The sequence below is a fragment of the Streptomyces sp. rh34 genome (genome assembly GCF_002551245.1).
Lineage (GTDB): Bacteria > Actinomycetota > Actinomycetes > Streptomycetales > Streptomycetaceae > Streptomyces.
The window spans coordinates 1-20,487 of record NZ_NTGZ01000131.1; the positions used below are offsets into that span (position 1 = coordinate 1).

Annotated in this window: 17 protein-coding genes and 1 pseudogene; 10 read left to right on the forward strand and 8 right to left on the reverse strand. The window is 72.8% G+C overall.

The genetic code is table 11. The annotated features are described in order from the left end of the window. Positions 1–17 precede the first annotated feature (17 nt). A pseudogene (locus CR470_RS22665) lies at positions 18–1,334 on the forward strand (hypothetical protein); the annotation flags it as partial. Between the two features lie 66 nt (positions 1,335–1,400). Here the strand turns inward: CR470_RS22665 and CR470_RS22670 are convergent. Beyond that, positions 1,401–1,757, reverse strand: coding sequence for a HesB/IscA family protein (locus CR470_RS22670; protein WP_007451212.1), 357 nt, complete (start codon positions 1,755–1,757; stop codon positions 1,401–1,403). Positions 1,758–2,021: 264 nt separating this feature from the next. On the opposite strand from CR470_RS22670, the gene nadA reads away from it, so the two are divergent. Both nadA and CR470_RS22680 read left to right on the forward strand, forming a co-directional pair. Then, positions 2,022–3,209 carry a quinolinate synthase NadA gene (gene nadA / locus CR470_RS22675; protein ID WP_179892346.1) on the forward strand — a complete coding sequence of 396 codons (1,188 nt, stop codon included), beginning with the start codon at positions 2,022–2,024 and terminating at the stop codon, positions 3,207–3,209. A 259-nt stretch (positions 3,210–3,468) separates the two neighbouring features. Beyond that, positions 3,469–5,688, forward strand: a complete 2,220-nt coding sequence (locus CR470_RS22680; RefSeq protein WP_097869403.1) for a tetratricopeptide repeat protein — start codon at positions 3,469–3,471, stop codon at positions 5,686–5,688. 109 nt (positions 5,689–5,797) lie between these two features. Here CR470_RS22680 and CR470_RS22685 read toward each other — a convergent pair whose 3' ends face one another. The 5 genes from CR470_RS22685 to CR470_RS22705 form a co-directional block, all read right to left on the reverse strand. Beyond that, entirely contained in the window at positions 5,798–8,947 is a 3,150-nt protein-coding gene (locus CR470_RS22685) for an efflux RND transporter permease subunit (RefSeq protein ID WP_097869389.1), read from the reverse strand. A 181-nt stretch (positions 8,948–9,128) separates the two neighbouring features. Then, positions 9,129–9,863, reverse strand: coding sequence for a response regulator (locus CR470_RS22690; RefSeq protein ID WP_097869390.1), 735 nt, complete (start codon positions 9,861–9,863; stop codon positions 9,129–9,131). Beyond that, positions 9,860–11,140: a sensor histidine kinase gene (locus CR470_RS22695; RefSeq protein ID WP_097869391.1), complete on the reverse strand. Its 1,281-nt coding sequence runs from the start codon at positions 11,138–11,140 to the stop codon at positions 9,860–9,862. The genes CR470_RS22690 and CR470_RS22695 overlap by 4 nt, the downstream gene beginning before the upstream one ends. 155 nt (positions 11,141–11,295) lie before the next feature. Further along, positions 11,296–11,574, reverse strand: coding sequence for a PspA-associated protein PspAA (gene pspAA / locus CR470_RS22700; RefSeq protein WP_097869392.1), 279 nt, complete (start codon positions 11,572–11,574; stop codon positions 11,296–11,298). A 9-nt stretch (positions 11,575–11,583) separates the two neighbouring features. Beyond that, entirely contained in the window at positions 11,584–12,369 is a 786-nt protein-coding gene (locus tag CR470_RS22705; RefSeq protein WP_097869393.1) for a PspA/IM30 family protein, read from the reverse strand. 319 nt (positions 12,370–12,688) lie between these two features. Here CR470_RS22705 and CR470_RS22710 point away from each other — a divergent pair, with 319 nt between their 5' ends. The 3 genes from CR470_RS22710 to CR470_RS22720 all read left to right on the forward strand — a co-directional run bounded on the left by CR470_RS22710 (position 12,689) and on the right by CR470_RS22720 (position 15,244). Then, the gene (locus CR470_RS22710; RefSeq protein WP_097869394.1) at positions 12,689–13,288 is read left to right on the forward strand and encodes a DUF3043 domain-containing protein; all 600 of its coding nucleotides are present in this window, start codon (positions 12,689–12,691) and stop codon (positions 13,286–13,288) included. Between the two features lie 98 nt (positions 13,289–13,386). Beyond that, positions 13,387–14,079: a methyltransferase domain-containing protein gene (locus CR470_RS22715; RefSeq protein ID WP_097869404.1), complete on the forward strand. Its 693-nt coding sequence runs from the start codon at positions 13,387–13,389 to the stop codon at positions 14,077–14,079. A 76-nt stretch (positions 14,080–14,155) separates the two neighbouring features. Continuing rightward, positions 14,156–15,244 (forward strand): S1C family serine protease, encoded by a 1,089-nt coding sequence (locus CR470_RS22720; protein ID WP_097869395.1) that lies wholly within the window; start codon positions 14,156–14,158, stop codon positions 15,242–15,244. An 88-nt stretch (positions 15,245–15,332) separates the two neighbouring features. On the opposite strand, the gene CR470_RS22725 is transcribed toward CR470_RS22720, so the two are convergent. Continuing rightward, positions 15,333–15,542 (reverse strand): hypothetical protein, encoded by a 210-nt coding sequence (locus tag CR470_RS22725; protein ID WP_097869396.1) that lies wholly within the window; start codon positions 15,540–15,542, stop codon positions 15,333–15,335. A gap of 78 nt (positions 15,543–15,620) precedes the next feature. Here CR470_RS22725 and CR470_RS22730 point away from each other — a divergent pair, with 78 nt between their 5' ends. From CR470_RS22730 to CR470_RS39675, 3 genes are all read left to right on the forward strand, one after another. Beyond that, entirely contained in the window at positions 15,621–16,823 is a 1,203-nt protein-coding gene (locus CR470_RS22730; protein WP_097869397.1) for a bifunctional adenosylcobinamide kinase/adenosylcobinamide-phosphate guanylyltransferase, read from the forward strand. A gap of 184 nt (positions 16,824–17,007) precedes the next feature. After that, a complete protein-coding gene (gene cobT / locus CR470_RS22735) occupies positions 17,008–18,135 on the forward strand; it encodes a nicotinate-nucleotide--dimethylbenzimidazole phosphoribosyltransferase (protein ID WP_097869398.1) in 1,128 nt (375 codons plus the stop codon). Positions 18,136–18,330: 195 nt separating this feature from the next. Next, complete coding sequence (locus CR470_RS39675) at positions 18,331–19,095, forward strand: hypothetical protein (RefSeq protein WP_179892347.1); 765 nt, start codon at positions 18,331–18,333, stop codon at positions 19,093–19,095. Here CR470_RS39675 and CR470_RS22745 read toward each other — a convergent pair. Further along, entirely contained in the window at positions 18,993–19,757 is a 765-nt protein-coding gene (locus CR470_RS22745; protein ID WP_097869400.1) for a hypothetical protein, read from the reverse strand. The genes CR470_RS39675 and CR470_RS22745 overlap by 103 nt on opposite strands. 88 nt (positions 19,758–19,845) lie before the next feature. Between CR470_RS22745 and CR470_RS22750 the strand changes: the two genes are divergently transcribed. Continuing rightward, positions 19,846–20,487, forward strand: a 642-nt coding sequence (locus CR470_RS22750) for an adenosylcobinamide-GDP ribazoletransferase (protein WP_097869401.1), incomplete at its 3' end; no start/stop codon positions are given.

A 20,487-nucleotide genomic window follows, 5' to 3' on the forward strand; every position in this document is an offset into this window, starting at 1 on the left:
GTGTATAAGAGACAGACTGGGCCTCGACCGCCGCGGGCGACGGCGGCGCGGCGGACAGCGGCGCGGCGGCCGAGAGGTCGGCCCCCCTGCTGGCCCTGGACGCCGCGGCGGACGGCCCGGGCGCCGCGTCCCCGGACTCCCCTCCCCCCGGCATCGCACCCGGCGAACCGGACCCGGGCGGTCCGCCCGTGATCTACCGGGCCGCCGGCGAACTCCCGGACGGCCCGGACAGGGCGGCGGTCCACCACGCGAAGGGCACGGTCGCGTCGGCCGACGTCGCCCGGTTGGCGGAGGCGCTGGGCATCCCGGGCTCGCCGCGCACCGAGGGCACGTCCTGGGTGGTCGGCGACGACGACGGCCCCGGCGCGCTCCTGAAGGTGACGAAGCAGGCCCCGGGCACCTGGACGTTCGCCCGCACCACTCCGCCCAAGCCGTGCGAGCCGGGGACGATGTGCGCGAACGGGTCCTCGGAGCCGGGCGGCGACCCGGTGAGCGAGAAGGCGGCGAAGGCGGCCGCGGTCCCGGTGCTCAAGGCGGCCGGGCAGGACGACGCGGCGCTGAACGCGGGCCAGCTGATGGGCGACATCCGCGTGGTGAACGCCGATCCGAAGATCGACGGGCTCCCGACGTACGGCTGGTCGACCGGCGTCCAGGTGGGCCCGGACGGCAAGGTGACCGGCGGCAGCGGGCACCTGAAGGCGCTGGAGAAGGGCGACAGCTACCCGACGGTCGGCGCGGACGAGGCGCTGAAGCAGCTGAACGCGGCGAGCAGGGGCAAGGGTGACGCCGACCGGGACATCGGCGGCTGCGCCACTCCCGTACCGCTGGAGGGCGAGCCGAAGCCCTCGGACCCCCAGTGCGTGCCGTCGAACGGCAAGCGGGCGCCGGTGGAGCAGACGGTCGAGGACGCGGTGTTCGGTCTCGCGCTGAACTACGTGGACGGCCGGCAGACGCTGGTGCCGTCCTGGCTGTTCACCGTCCGCCAGGCTCCGGGCGGACCGGAGAACACGGTCACGCAGGTCGCCGTGGACCCGAAGTTCATCGAGAAGCCGGACACCCCGACGACGCCCTCCGGGGACCGGAAGGTGACGTCGTACGGCGCCGACGGGCGGACCCTGGAGGTGACGTTCTGGGGCGGCGTGTGCAGCACGTACACGGCGAGCGCGAAGGAGAGCGCGGGCCAGGTGCGGATCTCGGTGACGGAGAAGCCGCAGGAGGGCAAGGCCTGCATCATGATCGCCAAGGAGCTGACGCGGACGGTGACGCTGGAGAAGCCGCTGGGCGACCGTACGGTGATCGACGCGGCGTCGGGCGGCGCGGTGCCGCGCGGCTGAGCGGACGTACGGAGGCGGCCCCGGGATCGATCCCGGGGCCGCCTCCGTATGCCGTACTCGCGGCGCTTAGCTGAACGAGTCGCCGCAGGCGCAGGAGCCGGAGGCGTTCGGGTTGTCGATCGTGAAGCCCTGCTTCTCGATGGTGTCGACGAAGTCGATGGAGGCGCCGCCCAGGTACGGGGCGCTCATCCGGTCGGTGACGACCTTGACTCCGTCGAAGTCCTTCACGACGTCGCCGTCGAGCGAACGCTCGTCGAAGAAGAGCTGGTAGCGCAGGCCCGAGCAACCGCCGGGCTGGACGGCGACGCGCAGCGCCAGGTCCTCGCGGCCTTCCTGCTCCAGCAGGCCCTTGACCTTGGCGGCGGCGGCGTCGGACAGGAGGATGCCGTCGCTCACGGTGGTGGTCTCGTCCGATACGGACATCTGCTTCTCTCCCGGGTTGTACGGACTGCTTGCCGACGGTTCAACCGCCTCAGTCCCGGATTCATTCCGGGCCAAGCGCTTGTCTGTTCCTTTTCATGCTCGCACACCGGGCCGCCCGGGGGATGCGTCACATCGACGCTATCGGCATCGTCAAAGTGACACGAAGCGGCTATGATAGATAGCGTCAAATAGACGAAAAGGCGAGTTCGCCGAAGCTCTTCGCGGAAGCTCGCGGAGTGAACTTGAGTTCGCAGACTAGAAAGGGTGCGTGACGTGACCACGGCCCAGCCCCTGGACGTACAGCCGACACCCCTCGCGCTGCTGCTGCTCGGCCGCGAGGCCGACCCGAGGAGCGAGCGCGGCGTCGAATGCCCCGGCGACCTGCCCTCCCCGTCCGACCCGGACCTGGTGGAGCGCGCCCGCGCCGCGAAGGAGAAGCTTGGGGACAAGGTGTTCGTCCTCGGCCACCACTACCAGCGCGACGAGGTCATCCAGTTCGCGGACGTCACCGGCGACTCGTTCAAGCTGGCTCGCGACGCGGCCGCGCGCCCGGAGGCCGAGTACATCGTCTTCTGCGGCGTCCACTTCATGGCGGAGTCCGCCGACATCCTGACCACGGACGCCCAGGCGGTCGTCCTGCCCGACCTGGCGGCCGGCTGCTCGATGGCCGACATGGCCACCGCGGAGCAGGTCGCCGAGTGCTGGGACGTGCTGACGGAGGCCGGGGTCGCCGATCAGGTGGTGCCCGTCTCGTACATGAACTCCTCCGCCGACATCAAGGCCTTCACCGGCAAGCACGGCGGCACGATCTGTACCTCCTCGAACGCGAAGCGGGCCCTGGAGTGGGCCTTCGAGCAGGGCGAGAAGATCCTCTTCCTCCCCGACCAGCACCTGGGCCGCAACACGGCCGTGCGGGACATGGGCCTGACCCTGGAGGACTGCGTCCTCTACAACCCGCACAAGCCGAACGGCGGCCTCACCGCCGAGCAGCTGCGCGACGCGAAGATGATCCTGTGGCGCGGGCACTGCTCGGTCCACGGCCGCTTCTCGGTCGAGTCGGTCGAGGACGTCCGGGCCCGGATGCCCGGGGTCAACGTGCTGGTGCACCCGGAGTGCAAGCACGAGGTCGTCGCCGCCGCGGACTACGTGGGCTCGACGGAGTACATCATCAAGGCCCTGGAGGCGGCCCCGGCCGGCTCGAAGTGGGCCATCGGTACGGAGCTGAACCTGGTCCGCCGCCTGGCGAACCGTTTCGCCGCGGAGGACAAGGAGATCGTCTTCCTCGACAAGACGGTCTGCTTCTGCTCGACGATGAACCGCATCGACCTGCCGCACCTGGTCTGGACCCTGGAGTCGCTGGCCGAGGGCAAGCTGGTCAACCGGATCGAGGTCGACCCGGAGACGGAGAAGTACGCGAAGCTCGCGCTGGAGCGGATGCTGGCGCTGCCGTAGAGCCGCGCGATCCCCGAGAGCCCCGGTATGCAGGTCGGCGTACCGGGGCTCTCCCGTACGCCCGGGACGCACCGGCCGAGACGCTCCGGCCGGGAGGGGCGGGCAGGAACGTTCCGGTCGGGGCGGTTCTCCCGTACGGCGACCGACAGCACCACTGCGTAACTACGCTGCTACTCACCGCAGCGCTTCTTCGCGCGGGCGGGGCCGGTGAGGCCCGATGGGGCCGACCGGAACGAACGGCGAGATCGGTGGGGCGGGCATGAGTTACGAGGACCGTGGGACGGGCGTCGGCGACGAGGCGGGGGGAGCGGGCGCGGGGCACGACGAGGTCCGGCAGAACGACGCCGCCTCCGACGCGTCGGCGCGTGCGGAGCTGGAGCGTGCGCGGGAGGAGGTGAGCGGCCGGCGGGCCGCCGCCGAGCAGGACCCCGCCACCGGCCTGCCCACGCTGGGCGGCGCCCTGCACCGGCTGTCGAACCTGCTCTCCGCCGCCGGGGACGTCACCGGCGCGCTGCCCCCGGCGAAGGAGGCCGCGCGGATCTACGCCGAACTCGGCATGAAGCGCCCCGGCGACTTCCAGGCGGAGCTGGCCCTGGCCATGGGCGCCCTGGGCGACCGCGTCGCCGACACCGGGGACCGGGCGGCCGCCGTGCCGTTCGCGAAGCAGTCCGTGCGGCTCCAGCGCGAGCTGGTCGAGGAGGAGCAGCCGGGCGCGTCCGTCCCGGCGCTCGCCGCGTACCTCCTGACCTACGCCACGCGCCTGGCGGACGCCGGGGAGGCCGTGGCGGCCGTGCCCCATGCCGAGGAGGCGGTCGGCCTTCTCCGGGGCCTCGCCGAGGAGGATCCGGAGGCCTTCCTCCCCCGGCTCGCCGCGGCTCTCCACGCCCTCGGCCACCACCGCGCGGCCGTGAGCGACGCCTCCGGGGCGATCGAAGCGGCCCAGGAGGCGCGCAGCCGCTTCCGCGCGCTCGCCGTGCGGCGGCCGGACCTCTTCCGCCCGGAGCTGGCCACGGCGCTCGACGGCCTGGCCGGTCACCTCAACAAGGCCGGTGACGCGGGGACGGGCCTGCGGGTGGCGGAGGAAGCCGTCGCCCTGTACCGCGAGTTGGCCGCGCGGCGCCCCACGGTCTTCCGCCCCGGCCTCGCCGCCGCGCTGCGTACCCTCGCCAGGAGCCTGGCCGGCACCGGCGACCCGCAGGAGGCCCTGCCTCCGGCGCGGGAGGCCGTGGGCCTCCTGCGCGAACAGGGGGACGCCGCCCTGGCCGATCTGGCCGGCTCCCTCCAGGTGCTCGGCACCTACGTGGAGCTGAACGGGGACGCGGAGGGGGCGGTGGAGGCGTTCTGGGAAGCGGTGGCCCTCCATCGGTCCCTGGCGCTGGAGGTGCCCGGCGCACCCGACGCCCCCCTGGTCACCGCCCTCGACGACCTGGCCCGGGCGCTCGCCCGTACCGGAGAGCACGCGGCGGCGATCGAGGAGTTCGACGAGACCGTCAAGGAGTTCGCCGGGGCCGCGCCGGCGACCGCCCGGCGCCTGGGCGTGGAGCGGAGCGCCTTCCTGCTGCGCTGCCCGGCCCCCTGGCCCGCGACCGGGGTGACCGAGCTGGTGAACTGGCTCGACGAGGACGCGGAGAGGCCCGGCGGCGTGGACACCGTAACCGTACGGGCCCGGCAGGCGCTGCGCGCGTACGGGGACACCGCTGCGGTGCGCACGGCCTGGGAGGACGAGACCTTCACGTCCGTGCCGGACTGGCTCGCCCTGCCGCCGGGGACGCTGGACCTCGTCAGCGCCTGGATGTTCGCGCCCAACTGGCCCCGGTCACGCGACTTCTGGTCCGGGCACGCCGAGGTCCTCGGCAGCCAGGAGGCGGCGACGGCCCTGGACGAACTGGCCGTTCTGGACCGGCACGGTGCGCAGCGGCACGCCCTGCTCCGCGAGGCCGTCCTCGCCCACGGGGTGACCGCCGCCTACGATCCGCTGATCCTGCGGGAGCGGTTGGCCCAGTGGCTGGAGTGCGCGGACTGGACGGAGTCACGGGCCTACCTGGCGGAGCACCCGCGCCTGCTGACCGTCCAGCCGCCCGACGACACCCCGCTGGCCCACGTCGCGATGCTGGACATCGGCCGCACCGAGGGCCTGGACGCCGCTTACCGCCTCGTCGAGGACCGCGGGGCCCTCCAGGCGTACGTGGACCGGGCGTTGGAGGCCGGGGACGGTGTCGCGCTGATGCACGGCGGGGGCATCGAGGGCCAGGTCTTCGGTGACCGGCTCTCCTCGCTCACCCACGCACAGGTGGCCCTGGTGCTCGCGGGGGCCACCGAGGGCTTCGAACCGGACGATCTGGCCGCACTCCTGCACAAGGCCCCCGAGGAGACCCGTGCCCGGCTGGTGCGGGAGACGGTCGCCCTCAGCGTCCGCCGCCCCGACCCGCACGGGAAGACGTGGCACCGGATCGTTCAGGCCCTCGGCGGGGACGCCTGAGGGCCGGCCGGCCGCAGGGGATGACAGGCCCTCGCGGCCGGCCGCGACGCGGGAAACAAGGGAGGGGCCTGCCCCACGCACCCGCGTGGGACAGGCCCCTCCCGCCGTGTCAGGCCTGGGCGGGCTCGGCCTCCCGGGCCGTCTCCGGCTCCGGCTGGTCCGGTACGCCCGCCTTCGCGGCGCGCTTGGCCGCCTTCTTCTTGGCGCGGCGCTCCTTGCGGAGCTCGACCATCGCGTACAGCGTCGGCACGAGCAGCAGGGTCAGCAGCGTGGAGCTGATCAGACCGCCGATCACCACGACGCCCAGCGGCTGCGAGATGAAGCCGCCCTCGCCGGTGACGCCGAGCGCCATCGGGAGCAGGGCGAAGATGGTCGCGAGTGCCGTCATCAGGATCGGGCGGAAGCGGTGGCGGCCGCCCTCGATGACGGCCTCCACGATCCCGAGGCCCTGGGCGCGGTACTGGTTGATCAGGTCGATCAGCACGATCGCGTTGGTGACCACGATGCCGATGAGCATCAGCATGCCGATCATCGCGGGGACGCCCAGCGGGGTGCCCGTGATGAGCAGCAGGGCCAGGGCTCCGGTCGCCGCGAACGGGACGGAGACCAGGAGGATCAGCGGCTGGACGAGCGACCGGAACGTGGCCACCAGCAGCATGAAGACGATCGCGATGGCCGCCAGCATGGCGAGGCCGAGCTGGCCGAAGGCTTCGTTCTGGTCCTCGGTGACGCCGCCGATGGTGGCGGTGGCGCCTTCCGGGAGGTCCAGGGCGTCGATCTTCTTGGCGAGATCGGCGCTGACCGCGCCGGTGTTGTCGCCGACGGGCTTGGCGGTGATCGTCGCCGACCGCTGTGCGTCGATCCGGGTCATCGAGACCGGGCCGGGGACCACCTTGACGTCGGCGATGTCGCCGAGCTTGGCCGGGCCGAGCGGCAGGGCCTTCAGCTCGGCCACGGTGGCGGCCGGGGTGGAGGACCGGATGACGATGTCGCGCTCGGTGTCGTCCAGCGTCGCCGTGCCGGCGGGCGTGCCGCGTACGGCTCCGGCGACGATCCCGCCGAGGGAGGCGGAGTCGAATCCGGCGGCGGCCGCCTTGTCGTTGGCGGTGACCGAGATGCGCGGGACGCTCTGCGCCAGGTCGCTCTGGACGTCGGTGACGTCCTTGATGGTGGCGACCTCGGTGCGGACCGCCTCGGCCGCCTTCTTCAGGACGTCCCCGTCGGCGGCCTTGACCACGACGCTCAGGTCCTGGGAGCCGAAGCCGTCGCCCGCGGCGATGGTGGTGTCGCCGATGCCGTCGAGCTTGCCGAGGGCCTCGTCGATGCGGTCCTGGGCGTCCTCGTAGTCCGCGGCGTCCTTCAGGGTGACCTGGTAGGAGGCCTGGTTGGCGCCCGTGCCGCCGCCGAAGGCGGCCATGAAGCCGGAGGAGCCGACGGTGACCTGGTAGTCCTTGACGCCCTTGTCCTGCTCGATGACCTTCTCGACCTTGCGGGCCGCCTCGTCGGCGGCTTCCAGGCTGGTGCCGGGGGTCAGCTCCTGCTTGACGGTCAGGACCTCCTGCTCTCCGGCCTCGAAGAAGTTCGTCTTCAGCAGCGGGACCATGCCGAAGGTGCCGAGGAGCACGGCGACGGCGATGACGAGGCTGGTGATCCGGCGACGGGTCGCGAAGCGGAGGATGGGGACGTAGATCCGCTGGAGCTTGCTGGCCGCTTCCTTCTCCTCGGCGAGGCGGCGGGCCTCCGCCGCGTCCTCGGGGGTGCCCTTGGGTGCGCGCAGGAACCAGTACGACAGCACCGGCACCACGGTGAGCGAGACCAGCAGGGACGCCAGCAGCGCCGCGGTGATGGTCAGCGAGAACGAGCCGAAGAGCTGGCCGACCATGCCGCCGACCAGACCGATGGGCAGGAAGACGGCGACGGTGGTGAGCGTGGCGGAGGTGACCGCTCCGGCGACCTCCTTGACCGCGGTGATGATCGCCGCGTGGCGCTCCTCGCCGTAGCCGAGGTGACGCTTGATGTTCTCCAGGACCACGATCGAGTCGTCGACGACCCGGCCGATGGCGATGGTGAGCGCGCCGAGCGTGAGCATGTTGAGCGACAGGTCGCGGGTCCAGAGCACGATCAGCGCGAGGACGATCGAGAGCGGGATGGAGACCGCGGTGACCAGCGTCGAGCGGATCGAGGCGAGGAAGACCAGGATCACGACGACCGCGAAGACCAGGCCGAGCGCGCCCTCCGTGGTCAGGCCCGAGATCGACTTGGAGACGGCGGGGCCCTGGTCGGAGACGACCGTCACCTCCGCGCCCTTGCCGAGGTCCTCGCGGAGGTCGGGGAGCTTGTCCTTGACGGCGTCCGAGATGGTGACGGCGCTGCCGTCCTTGTCCATCGTCGCCATCACGGCGAGGCTCGGCTTGCCGTTGGTGCGGGTGATGGAGACCGCCGTGGACGGCTCCTGCTTCACCTCGGCGACGTCACCGAGGCGCACCGGCTTTCCGGGCTTGCCGCCCGCCGGGTCCTTGGCGACGACCTGGAGGTCCTCGATCTGCTCCAGCGAGGTGTAGGCGCCGCCGACCTGGATGGTGCGGCTCTTGCCGGACTCGGAGAAGGAGCCGGCCGGCACGGTGGCGCCGCCCGCCTGGAGGGCCTGGGCGAGCGTGCCCGCGTTCAGACCGGCCTCGGCGAGCTTCTTGTCGTCGGGGACGACGGAGACCTGGAGGTCCCGCACGCCGTCCACCGTGACCTGGCCGACGCCGTCGATGTCCTCCAGGGCCGGGACGACCGTGCGGTCGAGCTGGTCGGCCAGCACCTGCTGGTCCTTGTCGGAGGTGACGGCGAGGACCACGGTCGGGATGTCGTCCGTGGATCCGGCGACGACCTGCGGGTCGACGCCGTCGGGCAGCTGGGCGCGGGCCCGGTTCACCGCCTGCTGGATGTCCGCGACGAGCTGCTTGGTGCCCTCGTCGCCGAAGTCGAAGGTCGCCATGATGAGGGCGTTGCCCTCGCTGGCGGTGGAGGTGATGCCCTCGACGCCGTCGACGGACTTGAGGGAGTTCTCCAGCGGCTCGACGACCTGCTTCTCGACCACATCGGGAGACGCACCCTGGTAGGGCGCCAGCACCGAGACCATCGGCAGTTCGATGGTGGGCAGCAGTTGCTGCTTGAGCTGCGGGATCGCTATCGCGCCGAAGACCAGCGCGACAATCGAGATCAGCCCGATCAGGGCCCTTTGCGCGAGGCTGAATCTGGACAGCCAGGACATGGGTGGGTCTCTCTTCTGTGGCGTACGCGGCAGAGGGGCGGGGAGGGAAAGCAGGGGGACACCTCCAGCCCAGTCCTACGATCTCCGCTCCGCGCCGCCGAAACGTCGGCCCCCGGGCTGCTTTCTTATGCCGCGCATACCGCAGGTGGAGTACGCCCGTGTACGCCGTTACTCCACCCGGTCAGTCCGTCCGGGGACGCACCAGGCCCGATTCGTAGGCAATGACCACCAATTGCGCCCGGTCCCGGGCTCCCAGCTTCGCCATCGCCCGGTTCACATGGGTCTTGACGGTGAGCGGGCTGACCGCGAGCCGCTCGGCGATCTGGTCATTGGAGTGGCCGCCCGCGACCAGCACCAGCACCTCGCGTTCGCGGCCGGTGAGCGCCGCCAGCCGCTCCGCGTACTCCGCGCTGTCCCGCCCCTCCCCCGAGCTGCCGCCCTGGGCCAGGAACGTGGCGATGAGCCCCTTGGTCGCCGCCGGGGAGAGCAGCGCCTCGCCGGCCGCGGCGATCCGGATGGCGTTGAGGAGTTCGTCCGGCTCCGCGCCCTTGCCGAGGAAGCCGGAGGCTCCGGCGCGCAGCGACCGGACCACGTACTCGTCGACCTCGAAGGTGGTGAGCATGACCACCCGCACCGCGGCCAGCTCCGGGTCGGCGCTGATCATGCGGGTGGCGGCGAGTCCGTCGGTGCCCGGCATCCGGATGTCCATGAGCACCACGTCGGCGCCCGTGGCGCGGGCCAGCTCGACGGCCTGGGCCCCGTCGGCGGCCTCGCCGACCACTTCCATGTCCGGCTCGGAGTCCACCAGCACCCGGAACGCGCTGCGCAGCAGCGCCTGGTCGTCGGCGAGGAGCACCTTGATGGGAGCCTGCTGCGGCACAGTCGTCGGTTCCGGTGCCGGTGTCGGCTGGGTCATCGGCAGAGCCTCGTTCCGCCCGCTGTGCCCGGCCGCTCCGGTTCACCCGTGCGGGCCTCGACCGGAAGGATCGCATGGACCCGGAATCCGCCGCCGTACCGCGGCCCCGCGGTGAGGGCCCCACCGAGGGCGGTGACGCGTTCGCGCATGCCGACCAGTCCGTGACCGCCGCTGTCCAGGTCGGCATCGGCCCCGGAGCCGGGCCGCCGGGAGGCACTCCCCCGGCCGTTGTCGAGGACGGTGACCTCGGCGGTGGCGCCCACCCGTACGACGCTCACCTCGGCCGTGGCCCCGGCGCCCGCGTGTTTGCGGACGTTGGTCAGGGCCTCCTGGATGACCCGGTAGGCGGCCAGGTCGACGGCGGCGGGCAGCCGGTCCCCGCCGTCGGCGCAGGCCACCTCGACGGGGAGCCCGGCGTTGCGGAAGGTGCCGACCAGCTCGTCGAGGACGGCGAGCCCGGGGGCCGGTTCGGTGGGCGCCTCGGGGTCGCCCTGCTGGCGCAGGAGGCCGACGGTGACCCGGAGTTCGTTGAGCGCGGAGCGGCTGGCGTCCCGGACGTGGGCGAGTGCTTCCTTGGCCTGGTCCGGGCGCTTGTCCATGACGTGGGCGGCGACCCCGGCCTGGACGTTGACCAGGGCGATGTGGTGGGCGACGACGTCGTGGAGGTCCCGGGCGATCCGCAGCCGCTCCTCGGCGACCCGGCGGCGCGCCTCCTCCTCGCGGGTGCGCTCGGCCCGCTCGGCGCGTTCCCGGATGGCGTCGACGAACGCGCGTCTGCTGCGTACGGCGTCCCCGGCGGCCCCGGCCATCCCGGTCCAGGCGAACACTCCGAGGTTCTCCTGGCTGTACCAGGGCGTCGATCCGAAGACCATGGCGACCGCCGTGAGCGCCCCCATGGTCAGCAGTCCGACCCGCCAGGTGGTGGGGCGATCGGTGCGCGAGGCGACGGTGTAGAGGGCGATGACCGCGCTCATGACGACCGGTGCGGGCGGGTCCATCACCGTGTACTCGGTGGCCGAGAGGACCCCGGTGACGGCGAGCACCGACATCGGACGCCGCCGCAGGACCAGGGCCACGGCGGCGAGAACCATCAGGAGCACGCTGAACGGCTCGGGAGTGCGGGTGCCGAAGGTCTGCCCGTGTCCGGCGCCCGGGTCCACGAACGAGCCGCCGATCATCGCGACGAGGGAGCCGAAGGCAAGGGTCGCGTCGAGCGCGAGGGGATGGTCCCGGAGCCAGCGGCGGGCGCGCGCGAAGCCGGACGAGAGGGTGGTCACGTCCAGCTACGGTACGCGGCCCCTCGGGGGCGGGGCCTTTCCCGGGGCCGGGCCCGGAGCGCCCCTGCCCCGCGTCCGGCGGACCGGGCGCGGGGCAGGGGGCGGGGAGGTGCTGGTGCGGCGCTCCACGGGCCCGCCGGGGCCGGCCCGTGGATTCAGTTGGGGATGAGCCCGCCGTCGCTGAGCATGGCCCGTACGTCTTCGAGGGTGGCGTCGGGCGCCGGCAGGATCAGCTCGGACGGCTCCAGGGAGTCGTCCGGAAGCGGAGTGCCGAGCTCGCGCACCTTGTCCAGGAGCGCGTGGAGCGTCGTGCGAAAGCCGGGGCCGTCGCCGCTCTCCATCTCCTTGAGCAGGACATCGTCGAGCTCGTTCAGTTCGACGATGTGACTGTCGGCCAGCTTGACCTGGCCCTCCCCCATGATCCGTACGATCATGACGCCGCCTTACTGCTTGTCGAACTTGTGCGGGGACGACTGCTGCGACTGCGGCGCACTGTCCTGCGCGCCGCCCTCGATGGCCTGCTGCGAGGACGAGGAGCCGCCGGCCAGCTCGGCCTTCATGCGCTGCAGCTCCAGCTCCACATCGGTGCCGCCGGAGATCCGGTCCAGCTCGGCGGCGATGTCGTCCTTCGCCGTGCCGGTCGGGTCGTCCAGGGCGCCGGAGGCGAGCAGCTCGTCGATGGCGCCGGCCCGCGCCTGGAGCTGCTGCGTCTTGTCCTCGGCCCGCTGGATCGCGAGGCCCACGTCGCCCATCTCCTCGGAGATGCCGGAGAAGGCCTCGCCGATCCGGGTCTGGGCCTGGGCCGCCGTGTAGGTGGCCTTGATGGTCTCCTTCTTCGTGCGGAAGGCGTCCACCTTGGCCTGCAGCCGCTGGGCCGCGAGGGTGAGCTTCTCCTCCTCGCCCTGCAGCGTGGTGTGCTGCGTCTCCAGGTCGGTGACCTGCTGCTGGAGTGCGGCGCGCCGGGACAGCGCTTCGCGCGCCAGGTCCTCGCGGCCCAGCGCCAGCGCCTTGCGGCCCTGGTCCTCCAGCTTGGACGACTGGCCCTGCAGCTGGTTCAGCTGCAACTCCAGGCGCTTGCGGGACGTCGCCACGTCGGCGACGCCGCGGCGCACCTTCTGAAGCAGCTCCAGCTGCTTCTGGTACGAGTAATCGAGGGTCTCGCGCGGATCCTCGGCCCGGTCAAGGGCCTTGTTTGCCTTCGCGCGGAAGATCATCCCCATACGCTTCATGACACCGCTCATGGGCTTCGCGCGCCCCCTTCTGACGGACTGAGCTCCAGCACTCCCGATAGAACCCACAGTACGGGCCCTGTCTCTATTACCGCACTGTTCGGACGTCGATGTGCTCCTCCCCAAGGACGACTGCACCCCGTGAACACTCCCGCCCAGGGTGTAGGTGAGGCTCCGGGACATTCTCGTGACGGGCGCGAGAACGGGCGGTTGCCCCCCGTTTCACCCCGTCGGAACACCTGTGGGGACGCCGTCCGTTGCCGGATCGTTCCCGCCCGGGTTTCCGGGCTCGCGCGCGGACCCCGTACCCTTGGGTTTTGTGTTCCGTAGCCGCGCCAAGACAGAGAAGGCCCCCACCGACAAGGTGACGGCGGACCTCTCCCAGCAGCCCCGCGACCCGCAGGCTCCCAAGGGTCGCCCCACCCCCAAGCGCAGCGAGGCCCAGACGCAGCGCCGTCGCGCCGCGTCCAGTGCGCCGACCGACCGCAAGGCGGCCATGAAGCGCCAGCGCGAAGCGCGCCGCACCGACCTGGCCAGGCAGCGCGAGGCGCTCGCGTCGGGCGACGAGCGCTACCTCCCGGTCCGCGACAAGGGCCCGGTCAGGCGCTTCGTCCGCGATTACGTGGACTCGCGCTTCTGCGTCGCCGAGTGGTTCCTGCCGCTCGCCGTGATCATCCTGATCCTCAGCGTGATCCAGGTGCAGAACATCCAGAGCATCTCGTTGCTGCTCTGGCTCGGCGTGATCATCCTGATCGTGATCGACTCGATCGGTCTGTCGATGCGCCTGAAGAAGCAGCTGCGCGAGCGCTTCCCGGACACGCCGAAGCGCGGAGCCGTGGCGTACGGCCTGATGCGCACGCTCCAGATGCGCCGACTGCGCCTCCCGAAGCCGCAGGTCAAGCGCGGAGAGCGGCCCTGAGCACGGAGGCCTCCGGCTTCACCGGGGCCTCCTCGGCGTGGCTGGCGGGTCTCGGCGGCGTACGCGACAGGGTCCGCCAGGAGCTCGTCGCGCGGCAGCTGGACGAGCAGATAGCCGGGCGGTTCCCGGTGGGGCAGCGGCTGCGCGTCCTGGACGTCGGCATGGGCCAGGGCACCCAGGCCCTGCGCCTCGCGCGGGCCGGTCACTCGGTGACCGGCCTGGAGTCGGACTCCGAGATGCTGACGGCGGCCCGTGCGTCCCTGGCGACCGAGCCGGAGGGCATCCGGGAGCGGGTCAGGCTCATCGAGGGCGACGGCCGGGACACCGGCGTGCACTTCCTGCCCGGCAGCTTCGACGTGGTGCTGTGCCACGGCGTCCTGATGTACGTCGAGGAGCCGGACCCGATGCTGGCCGGGCTCGCCCGAATGCTGGCTCCCGGCGGGCTGCTCTCCCTGCTCGTACGGAACGCGGACGCGCTCGCGATGCGCCCGGGGCTCGCCGGTGACTTCGGCGCGGCCCTGTCCGCCTTCGACACCGCCACGTACACCAACCGCCTCGGCCTCACCGTGCGGGCCGACCGGCTCGACGCGCTGCGGGCCACGCTCGCGGGGATCGCCGCGCCGCTGCACGCCTGGTACGGAGTGCGGGTCTTCACGGACAACGTGGCGGACGGGGCGGAGCTGCCGGCCGAGGAGCTGGAGCGGGCCCTGGCCCTGGAGGACCGGGCCGGCCGGACCGACCCCTACCGAGGGGTGGCGGCGCTGCTGCATCTGTGCGGCGTGCGCGGCTAGAACAGGTGTTACGGGGGCGGGCCCGTTCGGCCCATCAGCAGGGGCACCCGAACGGGGCGGGCCCCAGACTCCGGATATGGATGTATCCCCCTCCCGCAGCCGGGCGCGCGGGCTGCTGCTTCCCCTGTCCGCGGCCGTCTGCGCCATCGCTCTGGCGGGCGGCTGCTCCGGTACGAGTCCGGCGGCGACGGCCCCGGAGGCCGGCGCGTCCGGTACGACGCAGGGTGCGGTGAAGCGTGCCCCCGACGACCTGGAGAACGCCTACCGGGCCGTCATCAACGACGTACTGCCGTCGGTGGTGCAGATCGACGCCTCGGAAGGCCTCGGCTCCGGAGTCGCCTACGACGACAGGGGCCACATCGTCACCAACGCCCATGTGGTCGGCGACGAGAAGAGGTTCAAGGTCAGCGTCGCCACCGGGGAGGCGGTACTGACCGCCACTCTGGTCTCCTCCTACCCGGAGCAGGACCTGGCGGTGATCAAGCTCGACGAGGTGCCGGACGGGCTGAAGCCCGCGAAGTTCGGCGACGCGGGGAAGGTCCGGGTGGGACAGATCGTGATGGCGATGGGCTCACCGCTCGGCCTGTCCAGCAGCGTCACCCAGGGCATCGTCTCGGCGCTCGGCCGGACCGTGAGCGAGAGCCGGGCGGGCGGCGGCACGGGCGCGACGATCGCCAACATGGTGCAGACGTCCGCGGCGATCAACCCGGGCAACAGCGGCGGGGCGCTCGTCAACCTCGACAGCGAGGTGATCGGCATTCCGACCCTCGCGGCGACCGACCCGCAGATGGGCGACAGCGCGGCTCCGGGCATCGGCTTCGCGATCCCCGTCTCGATGGTGAAGACGGTCGCCGACCAGATCATCAAGGACGGCAAGGTCACCGATTCGGGCCGGGCCGCGCTGAACATCACGGCCCGGACGGTCGTCGACGACAACTACCGCCCCGCCGGGGTGGCGCTGGTGAGCGTGGACCGGGGCGGCGCGGCGGCCGATGCGGGGCTGAAGCCCGGGGACACCATCACGAAGATCGGGGACAGCGAGGTCACCACGGTCACCTCGCTCTCCGAGGCACTGGCCGACGACAAGCCGGGCCAGAAGGTGACCGTGACGTACACGCGCGACGGCGACAGCCGGACGGCGGAGGTCACGCTCGGGGAGATCTGAGCTCGGACGGCCGAAAGGGCGGGCGGTACGGGGAGATCCCCGTACCGCCCGCCCTTTCACCGCCCGTTTCCGCCCCGGGCGCTGAGGGTCAGGCGCCGTCGGCCTTCAGGCTCATCGGGCCGTAGATCTTGGTCGTGTCCTCGAAGAGCGTCACCTGTGCGGCGCCGCCCTCCAGGAGCTCCTTCCAGAACTCACCGATCCAGGACTCCGCGTCGCCCTGGGTCGTGAACTCCTCCGGCTGCAGCGCCGGCTCCGTCTCCGTACCGTCGGACTTCTCGAACCGCCACGTCCACGCCATGCCAGCCTCCTGGGTCACGTTGCTTCCCGAAGCGTAGCCGGACGCGCACCTCGTGCGGGGACACGGGAGGATCAAGGTGTGGAACTCACTCTGCTCGGCACCGGAGCCCCCGACGGGCTGCCGCACCCCTCCTGCCCCTGCGCGGCCTGCGCCTCGGCCCGTGGCCCGTGGGCGCGGGCCGCGACGGCGCTGCTGGTCGACGACGCGCTGCTGCTGGACCTCACGCCCGGGGCGGTGTTCGCCGCCGCCCGTGCGGGGCGTTCGCTGAGCGCGGTCCGGCAGGTGCTGCTGACGCACCCGCACGACGGGCCCGCCGTCGAACTGCCCGCCCTGTTGCCGCCGGCCGGCCGGGTGCCGGACGGCCAGGTGCTGACGCTGATCAGCGGTCACCGGGTGCGGGCGATGGCGATGGACGCCCCGGGGACCGGGTACGAGGTGACCGCCCCGGAGGGCGAGCGGCTGCTGTACCTGCCGCCGGGGGCCGCCCCCTCCGGCCTGCCCGAACAGCTGGACCGGCCGCTGGACATGGTCGTCCTCGATGTGATCGGGCGGCCCGACGCGGTGGCCCGGCTGCGGTCGGCCGGAGCGGTCGGTCCGACCACCGAGGTGATCGCGGTCCACCTGGACCACGACGCCCCGCCGGGCCCGGAGCTGGAGCGGCGGCTGGCGGCGGCCGGTGCGCGGGCGGTGCCGGACGGGACGACGCTGGTGGTGGGCGAGTACCACGCGGCGCCGGACGTGCCGCGCCGGGTGCTGGTGACGGGGGGCGCGCGGTCGGGGAAGTCGCTGGAGGCGGAGCGGAGCATGGAGACGTTCCCGGAGGTCGTGTACGTGGCGACCGGCGGCCGCCGCGACGGGGACCCGGAGTGGGCGGCCCGGATCGGACTGCACCGGGAGCGCAGGCCCGGCGCCTGGCGGACCGAGGAGACCTGCGAGGTCGCGGAGCTGCTGGGGGCGGACGGGCCGCCGCTGCTGATCGACTGCCTGTCGCTGTGGCTGACCGACGCGATGGACCGGGTGGAGGCCTGGGAGGACGAGCGGTGGCACGACGGCGGCGAGGCGGCGTTGCGGGAGCGGGTCGCGGAGCTGGTCGCCGCGGTGCGCGGGACCCGGCGGCCGGTGGTGCTGGTGACCAACGAGGTGGGGTCGGGGGTGGTGCCGGCGACAGCTGCGGGGCGGCGGTTCCGGGACGAGCTGGGGCGGCTGAACGCGGCGGTGGCCTCCGAGTGCGAGCAGGTGCTGCTGGTGGTGGCGGGGCAGGTACTGGTGCTGCGGGGGTAGGAGACTCGCGGCGGGGGGAGGGTCCGGCCCTTCCCCTCCCCCGTGCCCCCGTTCGGGCACGGTCCTCCGGGTGGGCCGACCGGTACTGTTCCGGCTGGGGGTGTGCTCCGCCGGACACGCCCTGGGGGCCCGCCGCCGGGTTCCCGGACCGGACCCGACGTGACGACCCGCGAGGCAGACCTCCGTGAACCTGGACGACTTCTCCGACCTGATCCAACGCCCCGACGGGGGTGTGCGGCGCGATGCCGAGGAGCGGCGCGAGCGGCTGACCGTACCCCCGGGGGCGCTCGGACGCCTCGACGAGCTGGGCGAGTGGCTCAGCGCCGCGCAGCAGTCCGTGCCGGTCAGGGCCGTCGAGCAGCCGCGTCTGGTGCTCTTCGCCGGTGACCACGGGGTGGCGGAGCTGGGCGTGTCGGGCCGGCCGGCGGGAAGCGCGTACGAGCTGGTGCGGGCCGCCCTCGACGGGGCGAGCCCCGTCTCGGTGCTGGCGCGGCGCTTCTCGGTGCCGATGCGGATCGTGGACGTCTCCCTGGACTGCGATCCGGAGCTGCTGCCCGAGTCCGTGGTGCGGCACCGCGTCCGGCGGGGCTCGGGGCGGATCGACGTCGAGGACGCGATCAGCGCGGAGGAGGCCGGGCAGGCGGTCCGTCTGGGCATGGCGATCGCCGACGAGGAGGCGGATTCCGGCACCGATCTGGTGGTGCTCGGCGACCTCAGCGTGGGCGGGACCACGGCCGCGGCCACCCTCGTCGCGGCGCTCTGCGGAACGGACGCCTCCGTGGTGACCGGGCGCGGCGGTGCGGGCATCGACGACCTGGCGTGGATGGTCAAGTGCGCGGCGATCAGGGACGCGCTGCGCCGGGCCCGGCCGGTGCTCGGCGACCAGCTGGAGCTGCTGGCCACGTCGGGCGGCGCGGATCTGGCGGCGATGACGGGGTTCCTGTTGCAGAGCGCGGTGCGCCGGATGCCGGTGATCCTGGACGGGGTCGTCTCGGCGGCCTGCGCGCTGGTGGCGCAGCGGGCGGCGTTCCGGGCACCGGACTGGTGGCTGGCCGGCCAGGTCAGCGGGGAGCCGGCGCAGACGAAGGCGCTGGACCGGATGGCGCTGACCCCACTGCTGGACCACGGCGTGACGGTGGGCGGGGGCAGCGGCGCGCTGCTGGCCCTGCCGCTGGTTCAGGCGGCGGCGGCGCTGGCCGCCGAACTGCCGGAGCGGGAACCGGAGAAGACCGTGGACGCGCAGGACGGGGAGGACGCGGAGGACGCGGAGTCGGGGCCGGATTCGGAGGCGGCGGCCCTCGACGGGGTCTGAGACCCCGGGCTCCCCCCATCGCGCGGACGAGATCGGCATCACTCGGGTGTCGCTCAACTTCGCCCTGCCCCGGTCCGTCTTCGAGTGGGGCGCGGCTCGGCGCGCTTCCTCGCCGATGCCGCGTACCGACCGACCTGGGGCCCGTTCCATGCTGTTCGAGAAGAGCGTATGAGCCGTGCTGTTCGAGAAGAGCGGATGAGCCGTCTGCCCGCCCTGCGCCGGGCGGCGGTGCGGGAGTGGGGCCCGCTGTGCACGACCGTACGGCGGGGGCTCGCCGGACGCGGGGTGCGGGCGCTCGCGCTGACGACGGTCGCGGTGGCGCTGACCGCGACCGTGCAGGTGGTGCAGAACCGGGCCTGGGGCTACGGGCCGGTGCGGCTTCTCGGAGCCGTACGGGCCGAGGACCCGCTGTGGCTCGCCCTCCTGCGTACCCCGCTGTCCCTGTTCGTGCCCGCGCTCGATCTGCCGGTGTGGGGCGCGCTGGCCCAGATCCTGCTGGTGTTCGGCGTCGCGGAGGTGTGCCTGGGGCGGTGGCGGACGCTCGCGGTGGCGTATCTGGCGACGCTGGCCGGGACGCTGTACGCGCGGCTCGGCATCGCGCTCGGGCCGGAGGTGTTCCCCGTGCTGCCCGCCTCCGACGCGCAGGTGGTGGACACCGGCCCTTCGGCGGCCGTCGTGGGGCTCGCGGTGTACGTCTGCCACCGGCATCGCGCCTGGTTCACCGGGGCGCTGGTGGTCCTCGCGATGGTGGTGGAGGTCCTCGTCGAGGACAACCTGGCGGGCCGTGAGCATCTGGCCGCCATCTTCGCCGTCCTGGTGGTGTGCGGCGTACGGGAGTGGCGCGGGCGGCGGCGCGTTCAGGACCTGGGCGCGGGCGGCGGCGGGACGCGATCCGGGGCGCCGCCGATGAGGTCCTGGAACTTCCGGCGCGGCCCGGCCCAGCGCACGTCGTGGTGGTAGGCCCGCAGCAGTGCCCGGGAGCGGGCCCGGTGGCGGTGGCGGTAGAAGCGCCTGGCCCAGGGCGAGGTGGGGCGGGCCAGCCGGACCGCGCCGACCAGGGCGACGAACGGGACGAGGGTGCCGAGCACCGCCATCCGCAGCTTGCCCTTGAACAGGGCGATCAGGACGAAGCAGAAGTTGATCACGTAGGTCGTGATGAGGCCCAGCCTCCCCTGTTCCTCCTCGTCGGTGACGTCGTCGACGCCGAGCGGCGAGAAGCCCGCCAGGACCAGCGCCACCAGCGAGACGGTCAGCACGACCACCTCCACGCTCTGGCGGCCCTCCTCGGTCCAGTACACGTCGTCCAGGTGCAGGATCAGGGCGAACTCGTCCAGCACCAGACCGGCCCCCACCCCGAAGATCACCGCGCAGATCCCGGCGGCCAGGCCGTGCCGCCCGCCGGCCACCGCGCCGAATCCGCCGATCACCGACAGCACGACGCCCGGCACCACGTGGTGGATGTGCACCCCGCCGGGGGTGATGTTGCGGAACGGGCCCTTCCCGGCGCGGATCATGCGGGTGATGGTGCGGGTGATCGCGAAGGTCAGGACGAAGGCGGCCAGCGCGAGGAGCAGCGGCATCTTGCCCGGCTCCGCGATGTTGTCGTGCCACCAGTGACCCATGCCACCCACTCCCGATACGTCAGGTTTCACGGCGATTGGCGTGTTTCGCCCGTTCTATCGGTGGGGCCCAGCGGCTAGCCTGCGCGCGGTGACCTCCCTGAACAGCCACGGCATACGTTTCGCCTTCGGCACCCTGACCGTGCTGCCCGTCCGCGTGTCCCGCTGGGACCGCGCGACCGCCCGCTCCGGAATGCTCCGCGCCCCGCTCGCCGGGCTCGTCGTGGGGCTGCTCGCCGGGGCCCTCGGCGCGCTGTCGCTGCTGGCAGGCTCGGGACCGCTGCTCGCGGCGGTCGCCTCCGTCGCGGTGCCCGCCGCTCTCACCCGGGGGCTGCACCTGGACGGCCTGGCGGACACGGCGGACGGCCTCGGCAGCGGGAAGCCGGCCGCCGACGCGCTGCGGATCATGAAGCAGTCCGACATTGGGCCGTTCGGTGTCATCACGCTGCTCCTGGTGCTGCTGGCCCAGGTCGCCGTCCTCTTCGAGCTGTACGGGGAGGGCTGGGCGCACGGGGCTCTCGGGGCCGCCGTCGCGGGCGTCGCCGCCCGTCTCGCGCTGACCCTGGCGTCCCGTCAGGGCATCCCCGCGGCCCGGCCGGAGGGGCTCGGCGCGGTGGTGGCGTCCACGGTCCCGGCCGGGCGGGCGCTGCTCGCGACGGTGGCGACGGTGGCGCTGTGCGCGGCGGCGGGCGCGCTGCTGGGCCCGTACGGGGTCTGTCTCTTATACACATCT

Excerpts from the sequence above, each read along its gene's own strand:
- CR470_RS39675 (WP_179892347.1), top strand. The coding sequence starts at position 18,331 with ATGAGCCGTCTGCCCGCCCTGCGCCGGGCGGCGGTGCGGGAGTGGGGC.
- CR470_RS22725 (WP_097869396.1), bottom strand. The coding sequence starts at position 15,542 with ATGGCGTGGACGTGGCGGTTCGAGAAGTCCGACGGTACGGAGACGGAG.
- CR470_RS22670 (WP_007451212.1), bottom strand. The coding sequence starts at position 1,757 with ATGTCCGTATCGGACGAGACCACCACCGTGAGCGACGGCATCCTCCTG.
- CR470_RS22705 (WP_097869393.1), bottom strand. The coding sequence starts at position 12,369 with ATGAAGCGTATGGGGATGATCTTCCGCGCGAAGGCAAACAAGGCCCTT.
- pspAA (WP_097869392.1), bottom strand. The coding sequence starts at position 11,574 with ATGATCGTACGGATCATGGGGGAGGGCCAGGTCAAGCTGGCCGACAGT.
- CR470_RS22745 (WP_097869400.1), bottom strand. The coding sequence starts at position 19,757 with ATGGGTCACTGGTGGCACGACAACATCGCGGAGCCGGGCAAGATGCCG.
- CR470_RS22690 (WP_097869390.1), bottom strand. The coding sequence starts at position 9,863 with ATGACCCAGCCGACACCGGCACCGGAACCGACGACTGTGCCGCAGCAG.
- CR470_RS22720 (WP_097869395.1), top strand. The coding sequence starts at position 14,156 with ATGGATGTATCCCCCTCCCGCAGCCGGGCGCGCGGGCTGCTGCTTCCC.
- CR470_RS22685 (WP_097869389.1), bottom strand. The coding sequence starts at position 8,947 with ATGTCCTGGCTGTCCAGATTCAGCCTCGCGCAAAGGGCCCTGATCGGG.
- CR470_RS22680 (WP_097869403.1), top strand. The coding sequence starts at position 3,469 with ATGAGTTACGAGGACCGTGGGACGGGCGTCGGCGACGAGGCGGGGGGA.